The sequence below is a fragment of the Bradyrhizobium sp. SZCCT0148 genome (genome assembly GCF_018129985.1).
GTDB lineage: Bacteria > Pseudomonadota > Alphaproteobacteria > Rhizobiales > Xanthobacteraceae > Bradyrhizobium > Bradyrhizobium japonicum_H.
Genome location: NZ_JAFCKT010000012.1, coordinates 20,589 through 36,143 on the forward strand (window position 1 = coordinate 20,589; position 15,555 = coordinate 36,143).

Consider the following 15,555-nt stretch of genomic DNA (forward strand, 5'->3'; position numbering starts at 1 on the left):
CCGTTTGCGGCCTTGCCAAAAACGGCCGTTGCACCTAGTTTCCGCCCCGTCCAGCCCCTTAGGTCGACGGCCCGTTCAGGCGCCCAAGGCGGCTCGCAAGGATGCAGTTGTAGCTCAGTTGGTTAGAGCGCCTGTCTGTGGAACAGGAGGTCGGTGGTTCGAGCCCACCCAACTGTACCAACCAATTCGCCCAGATAGCTTCGTGCCCGGTCTGTTCGCGCCGTTTAGGTAGCAACTTGGGTGTCGGACGCTTTTTGCAATCCGCACCAGAATTGCATTGCAGGGCACGACTTCCGCCGGACTTCCCATTATCGCTCTACCAGCGGCGCTGTCAGAGGAGCATGTCTCCAGCGCAGTAATTCACGCACACACCAAATCCAATCCCCGTACTGGACGTCGACTAACGTGGTCCTGCGATACGAGCCAACTTGGCGGGACGTCGATGTTCTCAACAGAGTTCTGACCCGGCTCAAACCGAATAATCATCTACAACTGTTGGTGGCCTTCTCATCGATTTCTTCGATCGCCAAGCGGCGCGCCGCTCGTTCATCCTCTGAAGATCATGTCAGCCGACGTGCGGGTTGGTGCGATGCTGGTCGGTTACTCCAACTCCGCGATGATCACTTTGGCGATAAGCTCCAGACACCTCGTGCCAAACGCGCGATCGGCGTCTGCGAACGATGATCCGGCGCATGCGGAGTTAAGCGCTCGCGTGCGCGACGACGCCAATGGCGGCCGGCCCAATTTCTCGGCACCAAGCTTTTTACCTCTTTTAACTGGCTTTATCCCGGCCGGATGCATCTACTGGCGGCACGGACTGCGGCTCGACGGGACGATCACGACAATGATTTGCTTCGTGGCCGACGTTTCGAGGCAATGCGAATCCCTGGCGATGCTCGCAACGGCCGGTCTGCGTGCGCGCTGACATCTGCGCCGAGGCCGAGTGCTGATCATTGGGCGGTCGCTTGCAGCCCTCGATTGTCTCGTGCCGATTGCGGAAGCGGCAATACCGAGACCTCCGCCAGATGAAGGAATTTTGCTATGAGATCCTGCAAGACCGCGATCGGCCTGAGCGTCCTGACTGCGATGATGGCCGTCGGCCATCCGGTGTCGGCTGCCGAGCAGAAAGCCAAGACTGCGGTCCTCGTCCATGGCGCGTTCGCGGACGGGTCGAGTTGGGGGAAAGTCATTCCGTATCTCGAAAAGGCCGGGCTCAAGGTCATTGCCGTCCAGAATCCGCTCGACTCATTGGACAACGACGTTGCCGCGACCAAGCGGGCGATCCGGAATGCAGAAGGTCCTGTGGTTCTCGTCGGCCATTCCTGGGCCGGGGCTGTCATCACCGAGGCGGGAAATGACGAGAAGGTCAAATCGCTCGTGTATGTGGCGGCCTACGCGCCTGACAAAGGCGAGTCGGTGAAAAGCGCCGCCTCGAAATATCCTGATCCAGAGAGCTTGAAGGACTTCGTCAAGGACCCGGACGGCTATCTCACGATCAGCGACGAAGGAATCCGGAAATTTTTCGCGGCCGACCTTCCGCCGAATGAACAGGCCGTCGTCGCGGCGACCCAGGGGCCCTTCCACATCAGGACGCTGACCGCTCCGATCAGCCGGCCTGCTTGGCGTGAGAAGCCGACTTTCATGGTCGTCGCGGCAAATGATGCGATAATTCCGCCGGAGATGGAGCGGGACCAGGTGAAAGCGGCCAAGGCGACGGCGGTCGAGCTGCCCTCGAGTCACGTCGTGATGCTGTCGTTCCCGAAAGAGGTCTCCGAGATGATCATCAAGGCGGCGAATTAGCGCGGCCGCAAGCGATCGTGTTCGGCATGCCCGGCAGCCGCGTCAGTCGGTCTGTGTAGAAACAGCGGTCGGCAAAAAAAGCGCAGGATCACGGCGTTCTTGTCTTGCGCTCTTGCCGACGCCTCTCGGACGAAGGCCATTCCGCTGCTCGCGAAGAGAGGGAGCCCACCGATCCAAAATTGAGCATCGCTGCTGAAGATGACGGAATATACATCTCGACGCGCCGCGTTTCCTATCCGCGACCCCGCTCAAGGCCAATTTGTACCGCGGCCATAGCTCGTCAGCCCGCTATGCGCTATCGGTAGCGCGCTAGAGACGTTCATCGACACCCAACCCCCGGCCAAAGCATCGTGACCTTCTTCGACCGCCTCAAGACAGCAGCATCCGTTGAGTGGCGGGCCTACACCGAGCATCCCTTCACGAACGGATTGGCAGACGGCTCGCTCCCCGAAGCTGCGTTTCGTCATTACCTGGTCCAGGACTACCTCTTCCTCATCGAGTTTGCGCGCGCCTACGCGCTCGCGGTCTACAAGTCGCCCAGCCTTGCCGACATGCGTGAAGCCGCGGCCGGCCTGTCGGCCATCCTCGATGTCGAGATGAACCTGCATGTGAACCTTTGTGCCGATTGGGGCCTGTCTCCGGCCGACCTCGAACAGGCTCCTCCGGCGGCCGAGATGCTGGCCTATACGCGCTACGTGCTCGACGCCGGCATGCGCGGCGATCTGCTGGCGCTCAAGGTGGCGCTTGCGCCTTGCGTGATCGGGTACGCGGAGATCGCAACGCGGCTCGCCGCGCTGCCCGGTGCGGACGCTGCGACGAATGCCTATCGCGTCTGGATCGCCGAATATGCCGGCGCGCCGTACCAGGAGGTCGCTGCCAAGGCGCAGGCACATATGGAGCATCTCGCCGATCGCTACGCCACGCCGGCCCGCGAGGCCGAGCTGGTTGCGATCTTCAAGGAAGCCACCCGGCTCGAGGCAGACTTCTGGGAAATGGCCTGGCGCGCGGGCCGGCGCGTTCAATAGCCCGTTCGGCCGTCATCGGAATGCCGGTGACAATGCACGAACCTTGCGCAGGCCCGCCCCTCACCCCATCATCGCCTTGATCAGCGCCGTATCGGCAAACTCGATCAGCTCCGCGATCTTGCCGTCCTGAAATCTGAACAGGTCCAGAATCTCGGTGCTGACCGTCTTTCCCGTCGGGTGGTATCGCACATTGACGCGGCAATGGATGGCGACGCGATCGCCATCCACCAGTTCGGCGAGGATCTCTCGGCCTTCGAAGCCGAAGCCGGCGGTCAATTGCGTGAAGGCCGCGTGCAGCGTCGGGTGGCCCTCCATCCGTCCCGTCAATTCGAGCGCGTTCTTGTCGCCCATCAGGGTGAAGGCGCCCTCGGGATGGAAGGCAGTCACCAGCCTGTCGGTGTCGGCGCCATCGCGCGCGGCATAGGCGTCTTTGATCAATGCGAGCATGTCTTCGCGGCTTGCCATGTCACCCTCCCTGCAACACGTATCAGGGCAGCTTAGCGACCTTTGCGTGCAAAGGCAAAATGGCAGGCGATCGGACGATGGCGCGGGGCGCCGGCGGGATTGTCAGCTTTCGTTCCGTGATGCCGGCAGAAAACAGCTGAGAGTAGAGGCGAACCTTTTCGGCCCCTTGCGTGTTGGACTGCGGCAGGATGAAGCAAGGGAGCTGAGACATGAACGGGATTATCTATCTGGTTGGACTCGTCGTTGTGGTCGGTGCGGTGCTGTCGTTCATCGGCCTGCGCTGATCGAAGTCGATTGCCTCCAGGGCCGCGTGGCGTGTCCGCGGGCCTTGGCGCGCAATCCTGAACGCGCTATCTCGCCGCCACCGTCCACACCACCACCGGCAGCGTCATCGCCGCCAGCAGCGTGCCCAACCGCGCCCGACACCGGGTTCACCAGCCGCTGATACTGCACCGCGAAGATGTAGGCGTTTGCTCCGGTCGGCATCGCCGCAAATAGCACGACGACGCCGGCAGCGACCGCTGGCAGGTCGAGCAGCCTGGTCAGCACGAACGCGGCTGCCGGCATGGCCGCGAGCTTCAGCGCGCACATCGCCAGGATGCTCAGCTTCTCGCCCTTCACCTCGAAGCGAAACAGGTTGATGCCAAGCGCGACCAGCGCGGTCGGTGAGCCCGCCTGCGCGAGCAGCTCGATGGTGCGGTCGACGACGGGTGTGAGGCCGGAACCGGTGAAGCGCCAGATCACGCCGAAGCCGATCGCGATCATCAGCGGATTGCGAACGAGGTCGGCGAGCACGGGGCGGATCACCGAGAAGGCCGAGCCGGTGCGCTTCCTGCTGACCAGCTCCATCTGCAAAATGCCGCAGAGCCAGAGCAGCGGCGTTTTCACCGACAGGATCAGAGCCATCGGGCCGGCGGCCTCGTTGCCGAGTGCCGAAAGCACGAGGGGAATGCCGAGCATCACGATGTTGCCGTAGACCGAGCCGATCGCGAACACGACGCCGTCCTCGCGGTCCTCGCGCCGCGCTCGCAGCAGCGCGGAGAGCGCCAGGGCCGCGATCCAGGTCAGCGCCAGCGCGCCGTAATAGGCGCCCCACATCCGGTAGGGGCTGACGTCGGGGAATTCCGAGACGACGATGGTGCGGAAGAGGAGGGCGGGGATCGCAATGCTGAAGGCGAATTCACTGATGCCCTTGTGCGCGCCCTCCGAGACAAAGCGAAACAGCACCGCGGCATAGCCGGCCGCGATCAACGCGAACACCGGTGCAACGATCAACAGCGTAGCCATGCGCCCCTACAACCCTGGCTCGATGATCCCCGTGTGCGTTGCCCACATCGGCATCGTCGATCATCAACCTTCCAGCGTCACCGTGCCCCGAAGACGGTGACAGTGCACCCCCGCACTGCAAAACGCACGTTAGCCGCAAGGCCGATCAAAGACAATTTGTGCACCGCCACCGTAACCGATCCCTTTTTCAGAAATTCGGGAGAAATCCCGGAAAGCGTCAGAACGGCAATTGCCGGGAGGCAATCTCGTGTAACGTGAACACATTGTCTCATCATCGGAACCCCATGGCCCTCGCCGCCGACCGTCTCCTTGCTGCCGTCGAAGCGATCTACGATACGGCAGCGAGCCCGTCACTCTGGCCGTCCGCTCTTGGCAAGATCGCCGACTGCTTCGATGATGCCGGCGCGATCCTGCAATGGCGGAGGGACGACGGAGCGTTCGGCGCCATCGCCTCCGAAAGCCTCGCGGCGGCGCTCGCCGATTATGGGACGCGTTGGGCGCAGCAGGATTTCAAGGCCGAACGTTGCGTCTCGTCCGGCCTTTACGTCAGCGGAGAGCCCTTCACCGATCGACACATCGGTCCGATCGACGACGCCTACCTCAACCATCCCTTCAGCAGGGAATTCCTTGCGAAGCACGGTCTGGGCTGGTTCGGCTCGATCGGGGTGTCACCGGACCCACGGATCCTCGTGGCGCTCAGCGTGCAGCGAGGCTTCGCCAAGCCGCAATTCTCCGAGGCCGAGCTGGAGCTGATCGGGACGCTCGGGCGCCATGCCGAGAAATCGTTGCGGCTGTCGATCAGGCTGCTCGATACCGAACTGGCCAATCTCGGCCTTGGCGACGCCCTCGCGCGGATCGGCATCGGCGTCTTCGCGCTGGACTCGTCGGCGCGAGTGCTGTTCGCCAATCCGATTGGGGAGAGCCTTTACGGTGAGGTGTTCGACCTCGTGAACGATCGTCTGCGCGTTCGCATGGCGGCCGGCCGGGCGCCGTTCGAGACCGCCATGACGCAAACGCTTCGCGCCGAGGCGCGCGATCTGCTCGCCGAGCCGAGACCCATTCTCGTCGAGGCGGGTGCCACAGGCCGGCGTTTCGTCATCTACCTGCTCCCGATCACCGCCGGCGCACTTTCAGACAGCCACTTCCTGACCCGCACGCGCGCGATCGTGCTTGCGATCGAGCTGAAATCCGCCGAGCCTCCAGATCCCGCCATCGTGCGGGACATCCTGGGCCTGACGCTCGGGGAGGCCAGGATCGCCTCGCTGGTGGGCTCGGGCGTTCCACCGAGACAGGCTGCCGGCCGGCTCGGGATTGCGGAAGAGACGGCGCGCAACGTGTTGAAGCGCGTCTTCCAGAAGCTCGGCATATCCAGGCAAAGCGAACTTGCGGCGCTGCTCGGCCGGCTCGTGTTGCGGGGGCCGTGATCACCGGCCTCGCATCTGGCGCCGCCGCGCGGCCATCCTTTGAGACGCCCGGCTTTGGCAGGCCTCAGGATGAGAACCGGGTGCGTTGCGCTCGTTTCAACAGGCTCGATTGCCGCGGAGCCTCATCATAAGGAGACCGCCAAGCGGGCGATGTGGCCGCGACATCGCCGCTACGACCCCAGGCCAATGATCCGGCGCGCCATCCGCACATTGGCATAGTCGATCATCTTGCCGTCCAGCGTCACCGCGCCCTGTCCCTGCGCCTCCGCCTGCTCCATGGCCTCGACGATCCGGCGCGCCTGCGCCTGTTCGTCGGCCGATGGAATGAACGCACGCAGCGTCGGCTCGATCTGGTCGGGATGAATGACCTGCTTGCCGTCAAACCCCATCGCCGCGGCCTTTTGCGCAGCGCTTTCGGTCAACCTTGCATCGCGGAACGCGCCGCAGGGGCCGTCGATGGCGATCAGGCCGAACGCCCGCGCGGCCACCAGCACGCGCATCATCGGATAAGCGAACAGATCGAGCGGGGCGGAGGCGTAGCCGGTTTGCGCCGATCCCACGAGCCGGTAGCCATCCGGCGACACGCCGATGTCGGAGGAGCGGGCGCCGATCGACGCCGCGAAATCACCGACGCCGAGATGCAGCGCCGCGACGCTGTCGTGACACGCGGCGAGCGCGTCGACATTGACGAGGCCGAGCGCGGTCTCGATCAGCAAGTCCAGCGCCACCGGCGCGGCGCGATCGGGCGCGGCGGCACGGAGCTGATCGGCGATTGCAACGATATCGCTCATGCGTTCCGCTTTCGGCACGATCACCGCATCCAGCCGCGGCAGCGCCGCCAGCGCGCGGATCTCCCCGGCGATGAAGGGGCTGTCGACCGCGTTGATCCGCACCGTGACACGCTTGTGGCCCCAGTCGAGCGAGGCGAGCGCCTGGACGGCCTCGTGCAGCGCGAAGCTCTTCTCGGACGGCGGCACCGCGTCCTCGAGATCCATGAACACCGCGTCCGCCGCTGAGGCCGCAGCCTTTGCGACAAGACGGGCGCGATGCGCAGGGACGGCGAGGGTGGCCCGCGTTGGTCGTTGCTGTGTCATCGTCACGCGTCCTTCGCCAGGCCGAGTTCGCCGAGGATGGCCTGGTTGTGCTCGCCCACATCCGGCACCGGATCCATCCGCGGCTTGACGCCCGGAATGGTCAGCGCCGGCAGGAAGCTCATCACCGGTCCGCACGGGGATCCCACGCTTTGCACGCGGGATCGCGTGTGGAGCTGTTCATGTTCCAGGAACGCCTCGACCGAGTTCAGATGCGCGTTGGCGATCGAAGCCTCGTCCAGCAACCGCAGCACCTCCTCGCTCATCATCGACGCGAAGCGCCGCTCGATATGCCCTTGCAGTTCGTCGCGGTTCTGCATGCGCAGCGGATTGGTGCGGAAGCTCGGATGATCGGCGAAGCCGGCGTCGCCGAGCACGACGCGGCACAGCGATCGCCATTCCCGGTCGTTCTGGATGCCGAAGAAGATGGTGTTGCCGTCGCCGACCCGGAACGGCCCGTAGGGCGCGATGGTCGCATGCTTCGCGCCGGTGCGTGGCAGCGGGCGCCCCGTGCTGTGGGTGTAGAAGGCGGGATAGCTCATCCAGTCCGTGATGGAGTCGAACAGCGAGGCCTGGAACGCCGTGCCCTTGCCGGTGCGCTCGCGGCGATACAGCGCCATCAGCACGCCGTTGAGGATGTACATACCGGTGGCGATGTCGACCACCGACAGCCCCACCTTGGCCGGCTCCGCCTCGGTGCCGTTGATGGCGAGCACGCCCGCCTCGCACTGCACCAGCAGGTCATAGGCCTTCTTGTCGCTGTAGGGACCGCCGGTACCATAGCCCGAGACGTCGCAGGCGATGATGCGCGGGTGCTTCCGAAGCAGCGATGCCGCATCGAGGCCGAGCCGCTCGGCGGCGCCGGGCGCGAGGTTCTGGATGAACACGTCGGCCTGCGGCAGAAGGGCATCGAGCACCTTGCGGCCGTCCTCGCTCTTGATGTCGATGGCGAGGCTTTCCTTGGAACGGTTGGTCCAGACGAACTGGCTCGACATGCCGTTCATCACCTGGTCGTAGTCGCGGCAGAAGTCGCCTGCGCCTGGCCGCTCGATCTTGATCACGCGCGCGCCCCAGTCCGCCAGGTGGCGGCTCGCCAGCGGCGCCGCGATCGCCTGCTCCAGCGAGACCACCGTAACGCCCGCCAGCGGCAGCTCCGCTTCATTCCCTGCCATGCAATCGCTTCCCCTCGTGCGCTGTTCGACCAGCGCAGGAGACAGGCCGACCACCCCACGCGCATCTTTTTGATGATGGCATCATGCCCCCGTTTTGCCCGACGAGTCAAATTCGACTTCGTAAAATCCTAAAAGTTGCGGGGAAATACCTAAGCATTACCGGGACTTGGCTACTGTGCATGGGGTTGTTTTCGCAAATTTTGCGTTGGGTGGGTCTGTGCTCGCGGTCGCGCCCCGCTCTCCTGGGGGGGAAGGCTGCCCACCCTGTTGCCGAGACCGCACACGTCGCGGCTTTCGCGTCCCCCCTCGTTGCCAACGAACCGCCGTTCACCCACTATTCCCTCCGACTCGACATGTGGGGGTATCGATGCCGGCGCTTCGCTTCAAGACATCCTTGGCTGCTGCAACCCTGGGGATGGCCCTGGCCGTGCTGATCCAGCCCGGTACCGGCTTCGCCTATACTCAGGAGGAGCAGCAGGCCTGCTCGCCGGATGCGATGCGGCTGTGCGGCGAGTTCGTTCCGAACGTCGACGCCATCACCGCCTGCATGATCAGGAAGAAGGCGCAGCTGTCGCCGCAATGCGCGGTGTTCTTCCGCCGCGGACCCGAGCCCGGCGAGGCCCGCGCCGGCAGGCCGACCAACATCGCGCCCAAGACCGCGAAGAAGAGCACCAAGCCGGCGGCCAAGAAGAAAAAGACCACCGACGGCTGAGGGCATCCGCGTTCCCTTTCCGAAACCTTTGTTCATCGACGGCCATCAAGCTCCGCGCCAGCCCGCGGACTCCTTTTGTTCGCGTGAGCCGTGCGTCTGCCTGCGGCAATTACGAACGCGGCATTGAAAGAGGGCGGATCAAGGTTTGCCCGGGAAGGTTGCATCCCGCTTCGCCGCGCTGGGCTGCTCAAGAAACGCTCAGATGCGTGTGCGACCGGTGTTTCGCTGCAGTTGGCGTCTCGTCCTGCGTTGCAGTGTGACTCAAAAGCCAACACGCCTTGTTATTTCGTGGCCGTAACGCAACCCTCGATAAATTTTTCTTTCACGAATCAGCGTGGTGATTCATTTTCGCGGTCTGGGGTCAATCTGGAGGCCGAAGGTATGAACGTTATTGTTTTCGCATCGCGTAAAGGCGGCTCGGGCAAGAGTACCCTCGCCGCACATCTTGCCGCACAGATAAAGGCGAGCAAGCAGGTCATGCTCGTGGACGCGGACCCGCAGGGCTCGCTGACGCTGTGGCACAAGCTGCGCGGCACCAACGAACCGCCGATCAAGGCGGCCGTGAACTCCGTCAGCGGTATCGTCTCCGCTGCCAAGCGCGACGGTTATGAATGGGTGTTGATCGACACGCCGCCGAACCTCTCGGCCGTCGTCGACGACGCGATCAGGAACGCGACGATGGTGGTCATTCCGGCGCGTCCGGGCGTGTTCGACGTCAACGCGGTGCAGGAAACCATCCAGATGTGCCGCGCCGCGCGCAAGCCCTACGCGGTCGTGCTCAACGGTGCCCCGGCGCGCCGCGACGAGTCCGAAAGCCCGATCGTCACCATCGCCCGCGAAGCGCTGGCGAAGTTCCGGGCTCCGGTGTGGGGCGGCCAGATCACCAACCGTTCGGATCTGCTGATGGCGTTGAGCCACGGCGAAGGCGCACGGGAATATCAGGCCGAGAGTCGTGCGGCTCAGGAAATTGCAAGGCTGTGGGCGGCGATCGAGCGTTCAGTCAAGGCCATTCGCGGAACGGCGTCGGCGTCCGGCGCAATGCACAAGCAGGCTGCATAATTTTTTATAAATCATTCCCCGGACGAAAAACGCGCGGGACTGTCCGCGCGTTTTGCGTTTCCAGGATCTGCTGAAGAAGAGCTACGCCACCATCAGCATGTAGAACACGATGACCGGCGACAGCGTCAGGATCACCGACCAGATGCCGACGGCCCAGAGAATGTCCTCGGTGGTAAAGCTCTGCTCACCGGCGTCGTAATGCGACGCCACTTCGTTATGACTATTCACAAATGCCCCCCGCGATTTCTTCGCTTGGGCGTGACCATAGACCGGATGTTTTAAAATTCCGGCTGGCAATCCCGCTCGCATTTTGAGCGCATTTGTGACCCCGGCTTAACCATCCGCGCGAGGCGCCGCTTCACGCAAGCCAGACGCGGAACAGCAGCACCGGCATCAGGCCGAGCATCACAGCCCAGAATCCGAACGACGAGACGACGAGAATTCCCTCAAAAAGATCGGCCGGCGCGAATTGCTGCGCGGCCGTCGGCCGGTTGCGATGCTCCATGGTGAGCCCCTCGTGAGAAGTCCTGCAGGAAACGATAGGCGCGATTGCGTAAACGAGCCGTGGATGCGCCATGCGGCGGCAGCGAAGGCCGTTGGGGCGCGGTTAACCAAGGGCGGCGCTTGTCCCTCTCCCGCAAGGGGAAAGGGAACGCCGCGCGCGTGGAGAGATTACGCAGCGACTTTCGCCCGCCGCTCGATCTCGCGATCGATCGCGGCGGCGAGCTCGCTGCTCACTTCCACCATCGGCAGGCGCACCTCGGGGCTGTCGATCAGGCCGGATCGCCACAGCCAGTACTTCGCCGGCGCCGGGCTCGGTTCGGTGAACAGCAGCCGCGTCAGATCAGCGACTTCGTGCCAGCGCGCCAGCGCCGCGTCGTGGTTGCCGCGCTTCATTTCGGCATACACCGCCGCAAACGTCGCGGTCTCGACATGGGCCGACAGCACGATGCCGCCGTCGGCGCCGTCGCCGAGCGCCTCGAAATAGTTGGCGTCCTCGCCGGTGAGCACGCGGAATGCCTTCGGGCGGTCGCGCAACAGCGCGATCGATTGCTCGCGGCTCGCGCCGCAATCCTTCAGGCCGACGATGTTCGGATGCTCGGCCAGACGCAGCATGGTCTGGTTGGTGATGTTCACCGAGGTGCGGTAGGGAATGTTGTAGAGCGCGAGCGGCCAGGCTGCGTGATCGGCAAGCGTCTCGAAATGCGCCAGCAATCCGCGCTGCGAGGGCCGCACATAATAGGGGCTTGCGATCAGGTAGCCGTTGATCGGCCAGTCCGCGGTCTCGTCGAGACGATCCTGCAGCCGCGAGGTGTCCGCGCCTGATAGTCCGAGGCAGATCGGCAAGGTGCGCCCGCCCGCGGCCATCTCGTCACGCACGATGGCGACGAGACGTTCCAGCTCGGCCTCGCGCAACGTCATGCCTTCGCCGGAGGTCGCCCCCAGGATGAAGCCGTCGATGCCTTGCGTGCTGTAGTGTCGCGTCAGCCGCCGCAGCGATCGCTCGTCAAGCGCGCCACCCTGAAACGGCGTCACCAGCGGCAGCCACAGCCCGTGCAAATGATCTTCAAGTCCGGTCATGTTTCCATCTCCTTCTCGGGAAACCTGAGACGGAGGGCACATGAAAAAACCCCGTCCAGGCGGCGGGGTTTTCGGGGTTGCAGCGATGACGAAGTCGGTCTAGCGCGCGCAAAACTCCGAGGTCCCCGGGTGGGGGCCTTTTTTCGAGGCGATCGCCTTCGACGAGATTGCGCACGACTTCGTGATCATTTGCAAATGATGCGGGGTATGCCTGGAACTGTCAATACACGCGGAGGGCGACGGCGAATTTGAACGAAAAAAAGCCGGGCCCAGAGAGCCCGGCTTAAGGTATTGGCCACGTGAGGCCGACACAATCACCTTCCAAGAGGGATTACTGAACTCCCGCGCCACTGGAGGAGGGGGACAAATGCGCAACGCGAAGGCTCAGCGTGCAAACAGTATGAGCTTGACGAGCGGCCCGCAGCAACAGCCGAGGCCGCATGTCAGTCATGCGGAAATCAGGACGGCCAGCGCTGCGCTTTGCTGACCACGAAGTCGCGGAACACCTGCACGCGCGCGACCGTCTTCAGCTCCTCGGGATAGACAAAATACGTATCGAGCTGGATCGAATCCGACTCGCCGAACAGCTGCACGAGTTTGCTCTGTTCCTCGACGAGGTAGTCGGGCAGCGCGGCGATGCCGAGACCCTGCTGACAGGCGCGGACCAGACCGAGAATGTTGTTGACCCTGAAATAGGCTTCGCGCGGGCCCGAGCCGTTGCGTCCGGCTTCGACCAGCCAGTTGCGGTTCTGCAGATGCGGCGCGAAGTTGCCGTCCGAGAGCGTGATGATGCGGTGGGAGTCGAGCTCTTCGAGCGTGCGCGGCGTGCCGAAGCGCTTGATGTATTCCGGCGAGCAATAGGCGTGGAAGCCCATCGCGAACAGCTTGCGCTGGATGAGATCCGGCTGCGTCGGCTTGCGGGTGCGGATCGCGACGTCGGCCTCGCGCATCGACAGGTCGAGCTCTTCGTCGGTGACGATCAGCGAGATCCGGATCTCCGGATAGAGCGCGGTGAATTCGCCGAGCCGCGGGATCAGCCAGTTGATGCCGACGCCGGGGGTGGTGGTGATCTTGAGGTCGCCGCTCGGCCGCTCGCGGCTGTCGGTCAGTTTGGCGCGCGCCGCCTGAAGCTGCATGAACACGTCATGCGCGGTGCGGAACAATAGGTCGCCCTGCTCGGTGAGGATCAGGCCGCGGGCATGGCGGTGGAACAGCGAGACCGAAAGCTCCTGTTCCAGCGCCGAGACCTGGCGCGACACTGCCGATTGCGACAGGCCGAGCTGCTCGCCCGCATGCGTGAAGCTGCCAGCTTCCGCCGCTGCGTGAAACACCTTCAGCTTGTCCCAGTCCATATCCGTAAATCCGTCGCGTGTTCGAGGCATGATCTTTATTCCGCTGCTGCGCGCTCGCTGGCGCGCAGGGCCAAGAAACGTTCGGCCTCGAGAGCTGCCATGCAGCCGAGACCGGCGGCCGTGACGGCCTGGCGATAGGTTTCATCGGCCACGTCGCCCGCGGCGAACAGACCGGGCACCGAGGTGGCGGTCGAGTTCGGGGCGACCTCGACATAGCCCGACGGTTTGAGCTTGATCTGGTCTTTCACGAGCTCGGTCGCCGGTGCGTGGCCGATGGCGATGAAGACGCCGTCGGTCTTCAAATCCGTCAGCGCGCCGGTCTTGACGTTCTTGAGGCGGACATGGGTGACCTTGTTGGGATTCTCGGTGCCGCAAATCTCGTCGACGGCGCTGTCCCAGATCACCTGGATCTTCGGGTGCTTGAACAGACGCTCCTGCAGGATGCGCTCGGCCCGGAAGTGATCGCGGCGATGCACGATGGTGACCTGAGAGGCATGATTGGTGAGATACAGCGCTTCCTCGACCGCGGTATTGCCGCCGCCGACCACCACGACCTCCTTGTTGCGGTAGAAGAAGCCGTCGCAGGTGGCGCAGGCCGACACGCCGCCGCCCTGGAATTTGACTTCGGACGGCAACCCGAGCCAGCGTGCCTGGGCGCCTGTGGCGAGTATCACCACGTCGGCGAGATAGACGTCGCCGGAGTCGCAGGTGAGGCGGAACGGCCGCTGCGAGGTGTCGAGCTTGATCACCAGGTCGGAGATGATCCTGGTGCCGACATGCACCGCCTGCTTCTCCATCTGCTCCATCAGCCAGGGGCCCTGGATCACGTCGGCGAAGCCCGGATAGTTCTCGACATCGGTGGTGATGGTGAGCTGGCCGCCCGGCTGGATGCCCTGGATCAGGATCGGCTCGAGCATCGCCCGCGCGGCGTAGATCGCCGCAGTGTAGCCGGCGGGGCCGGAGCCGATAATGACGACCTTTGCATGGACAGGAGCGGACATTTCGACGGACGCCTTTCACGGGGGATTCGCAGCGCGGGCGCGGAACGTGCCGGGAGGCCTCGCGGAGGCGCTGAAATATCAGAGCTAATCTAAGCCTTCTGGTGAGCTATGCAAGAATTGCATTCCCTCTCGGCGGATTTTTCCAACAGGGAACAAAAGTCGATTGCGCTGCACGCGCAATAAAATTGCGCTACGCGCGCGGACTGGCTATGAGGATTGCGAAGAAACCCACCAATACCGCCGCAAAGGCCAGGAGTTCCAATCACGTGTCGCGGAACCTAGACGAGATCGACCTGAAAATTCTCACCGAAATTCAGGCCGACGGTCGAATCACGAATGTCGAGCTAGCCAAGCGGGTCGGCATCTCGCCGCCGCCCTGTCTGCGCCGCGTCCGGGCGTTGGAGGAGGAGGGCTACATCCACGGTTATCGTGGCCTGCTCGACGCCCGCAAGCTCGGCTTCGACGTCACCGTGTTCGCCGCCGTGCACCTGTCCAGTCAGGCCGAGGCGGATTTGCGCGCCTTCGAGGAGTTCGTCCGCGCCGAGCCTCTGGTGCGGGAATGCTGGATGCTCTCGGGCGAGGTCGATTTCATCCTCAAATGCGTCGCCCCCGACATGGCGACCTTCCAGGATTTCGTCACCCATCTCACCGCCGCGCCGCACGTGCGGAATGTGCGGACATCGTTGGTGCTGCATAATTCGAAGTACGAGGCAGCCGTCCCGCTGGATGTGAAGGGGCGGAGGTAAGGCGGTTCGGTGCCCCGGACGCTGCGCAGCACGAAGTGATGCGCTGCAGAGCCGGGGCCCATGTCACCACGTGTCGTGCCGCCTGCTCGGTTCCGGTTCTGCGCAGCGTCACGATGTGCTGCGCCGCGCTCGGGACACCGGAGTAGGCACGGCTGCTGCTCCACACACCGTCATTGCGAGCGCAGCGAAGCAATCCAAATCTTTCCGCGGCGACAGTCTGGATTGCTTAGCTTCGCTCAATGACGAGGAGAGAGCGCTGCTCACGCAAGCAACACGCCGAAACAAAAAGGCCGCGCTGGGCGCGGCCTTTTTCGAACGTCGGCGCAGCGGCAAATGCTTACCGCCACTCCACCTTGGTGATCTCATACGCCTTGGCGCCGCCGGGAGCGTTGACCTCGACGGTCGAACCCTTCTTCTTGCCGATCAGCGCGCGGGCGAGCGGCGAGGTGATGGAGATGCGGCCCTTCTTGGCGTCGGCCTCGACCTCGCCGACGATCTGCCACACCGTCTTCTTCTCGGTGTCCTCGTCGACCAGCGTCACAGTGGCGCCGAACTTGATGGTGTCGCCGGACAGTTTCGAGATGTCGATGATATCGGCGCGCGCAAGCTTGTCCTCGAGCTCGGCGATGCGGCCTTCATTGTGGGACTGCTCTTCCTTCGCGGCATGATATTCCGCGTTCTCCGACAGGTCTCCGTGCGACCGCGCCTCAGCGATATGCTCGATGATGCGCGGACGGTCCTCGGACTGGCGCTTCTTCAATTCTTCCCCGAGCGCGGCAAAGCCGCCCGCTGTCATCGGAACCTTTTCCATCTCTTCTCTCGTCCTTCGGTCACGCGCCC

The 15,555-nt window shown here is 63.8% G+C and carries 17 protein-coding genes and 1 tRNA gene; 8 read left to right on the plus strand and 10 right to left on the minus strand.

Annotation, left to right across the window (positions count from 1 at the left end; translation table 11 throughout):
* Positions 1 to 103 precede the first annotated feature (103 nt).
* From JQ580_RS26805 to tenA, 4 genes are all read left to right on the plus strand, one after another.
* Positions 104 to 180 (plus strand) — tRNA-His (locus JQ580_RS26805).
* A gap of 382 nt (positions 181 to 562) precedes the next feature.
* Positions 563 to 925 (plus strand): hypothetical protein, encoded by a 363-nt coding sequence (locus JQ580_RS26810; protein ID WP_212283279.1) that lies wholly within the window; start codon positions 563 to 565, stop codon positions 923 to 925.
* A 116-nt stretch (positions 926 to 1,041) separates the two neighbouring features.
* Complete coding sequence (locus tag JQ580_RS26815) at positions 1,042 to 1,800, plus strand: alpha/beta fold hydrolase (protein WP_249134456.1); 759 nt, start codon at positions 1,042 to 1,044, stop codon at positions 1,798 to 1,800.
* 350 nt (positions 1,801 to 2,150) lie between these two features.
* Positions 2,151 to 2,825 carry a thiaminase II gene (gene tenA, locus JQ580_RS26820; RefSeq protein WP_212283281.1) on the plus strand — a complete coding sequence of 225 codons (675 nt, stop codon included), beginning with the start codon at positions 2,151 to 2,153 and terminating at the stop codon, positions 2,823 to 2,825.
* A gap of 60 nt (positions 2,826 to 2,885) precedes the next feature.
* Here tenA and JQ580_RS26825 read toward each other — a convergent pair whose 3' ends face one another.
* Together JQ580_RS26825 and JQ580_RS26830 are read right to left on the minus strand one after the other, a co-directional pair.
* Positions 2,886 to 3,290 carry a nuclear transport factor 2 family protein gene (locus tag JQ580_RS26825; RefSeq protein WP_212283283.1) on the minus strand — a complete coding sequence of 135 codons (405 nt, stop codon included), beginning with the start codon at positions 3,288 to 3,290 and terminating at the stop codon, positions 2,886 to 2,888.
* Between the two features lie 267 nt (positions 3,291 to 3,557).
* Entirely contained in the window at positions 3,558 to 4,577 is a 1,020-nt protein-coding gene (locus JQ580_RS26830) for an AEC family transporter (RefSeq protein ID WP_249134457.1), read from the minus strand.
* Positions 4,578 to 4,861: 284 nt separating this feature from the next.
* Between JQ580_RS26830 and JQ580_RS26835 the strand changes: the two genes are divergently transcribed.
* Positions 4,862 to 6,001, plus strand: a complete 1,140-nt coding sequence (locus tag JQ580_RS26835; RefSeq protein ID WP_212283285.1) for a helix-turn-helix transcriptional regulator — start codon at positions 4,862 to 4,864, stop codon at positions 5,999 to 6,001.
* 170 nt (positions 6,002 to 6,171) lie between these two features.
* Here the strand turns inward: JQ580_RS26835 and JQ580_RS26840 are convergent, their stop codons facing one another.
* Entirely contained in the window at positions 6,172 to 7,095 is a 924-nt protein-coding gene (locus JQ580_RS26840) for an HpcH/HpaI aldolase/citrate lyase family protein (RefSeq protein ID WP_212283287.1), read from the minus strand.
* A 2-nt stretch (positions 7,096 to 7,097) separates the two neighbouring features.
* The gene (locus JQ580_RS26845; RefSeq protein WP_212283289.1) at positions 7,098 to 8,264 is read right to left on the minus strand and encodes a CaiB/BaiF CoA transferase family protein; all 1,167 of its coding nucleotides are present in this window, start codon (positions 8,262 to 8,264) and stop codon (positions 7,098 to 7,100) included.
* A 367-nt stretch (positions 8,265 to 8,631) separates the two neighbouring features.
* Between JQ580_RS26845 and JQ580_RS26850 the strand changes: the two genes are divergently transcribed.
* Both JQ580_RS26850 and JQ580_RS26855 read left to right on the plus strand, forming a co-directional pair.
* The gene (locus JQ580_RS26850) at positions 8,632 to 8,976 is read left to right on the plus strand and encodes a hypothetical protein (protein WP_212283291.1); all 345 of its coding nucleotides are present in this window, start codon (positions 8,632 to 8,634) and stop codon (positions 8,974 to 8,976) included.
* A 381-nt stretch (positions 8,977 to 9,357) separates the two neighbouring features.
* On the plus strand, positions 9,358 to 10,035 hold the full coding sequence (locus JQ580_RS26855; RefSeq protein WP_151644041.1) for a ParA family protein: 678 nt from the start codon (positions 9,358 to 9,360) through the stop codon (positions 10,033 to 10,035).
* Positions 10,036 to 10,116: 81 nt separating this feature from the next.
* Here the strand turns inward: JQ580_RS26855 and JQ580_RS26860 are convergent, their stop codons facing one another.
* The 5 genes from JQ580_RS26860 to trxB form a co-directional block, all read right to left on the minus strand.
* Positions 10,117 to 10,263 (minus strand): hypothetical protein, encoded by a 147-nt coding sequence (locus tag JQ580_RS26860; protein ID WP_212283293.1) that lies wholly within the window; start codon positions 10,261 to 10,263, stop codon positions 10,117 to 10,119.
* 130 nt (positions 10,264 to 10,393) lie between these two features.
* Positions 10,394 to 10,540: a hypothetical protein gene (locus JQ580_RS26865; RefSeq protein ID WP_212283295.1), complete on the minus strand. Its 147-nt coding sequence runs from the start codon at positions 10,538 to 10,540 to the stop codon at positions 10,394 to 10,396.
* A gap of 167 nt (positions 10,541 to 10,707) precedes the next feature.
* Positions 10,708 to 11,616, minus strand: a complete 909-nt coding sequence (locus JQ580_RS26870) for a 4-hydroxy-tetrahydrodipicolinate synthase family protein (protein ID WP_212283297.1) — start codon at positions 11,614 to 11,616, stop codon at positions 10,708 to 10,710.
* Positions 11,617 to 12,074: 458 nt separating this feature from the next.
* Entirely contained in the window at positions 12,075 to 12,998 is a 924-nt protein-coding gene (locus tag JQ580_RS26875; protein WP_026201990.1) for a LysR family transcriptional regulator, read from the minus strand.
* A gap of 5 nt (positions 12,999 to 13,003) precedes the next feature.
* A complete protein-coding gene (trxB, locus tag JQ580_RS26880) occupies positions 13,004 to 13,969 on the minus strand; it encodes a thioredoxin-disulfide reductase (protein ID WP_106949044.1) in 966 nt (321 codons plus the stop codon).
* A 266-nt stretch (positions 13,970 to 14,235) separates the two neighbouring features.
* Between trxB and JQ580_RS26885 the strand changes: the two genes are divergently transcribed.
* Positions 14,236 to 14,715 carry an Lrp/AsnC family transcriptional regulator gene (locus tag JQ580_RS26885; protein WP_027547667.1) on the plus strand — a complete coding sequence of 160 codons (480 nt, stop codon included), beginning with the start codon at positions 14,236 to 14,238 and terminating at the stop codon, positions 14,713 to 14,715.
* A 337-nt stretch (positions 14,716 to 15,052) separates the two neighbouring features.
* On the opposite strand, the gene greA is transcribed toward JQ580_RS26885, so the two are convergent.
* Complete coding sequence (greA, locus tag JQ580_RS26890) at positions 15,053 to 15,526, minus strand: transcription elongation factor GreA (RefSeq protein WP_007596674.1); 474 nt, start codon at positions 15,524 to 15,526, stop codon at positions 15,053 to 15,055.
* Between the last annotated feature and the right edge of the window lie 29 nt (positions 15,527 to 15,555).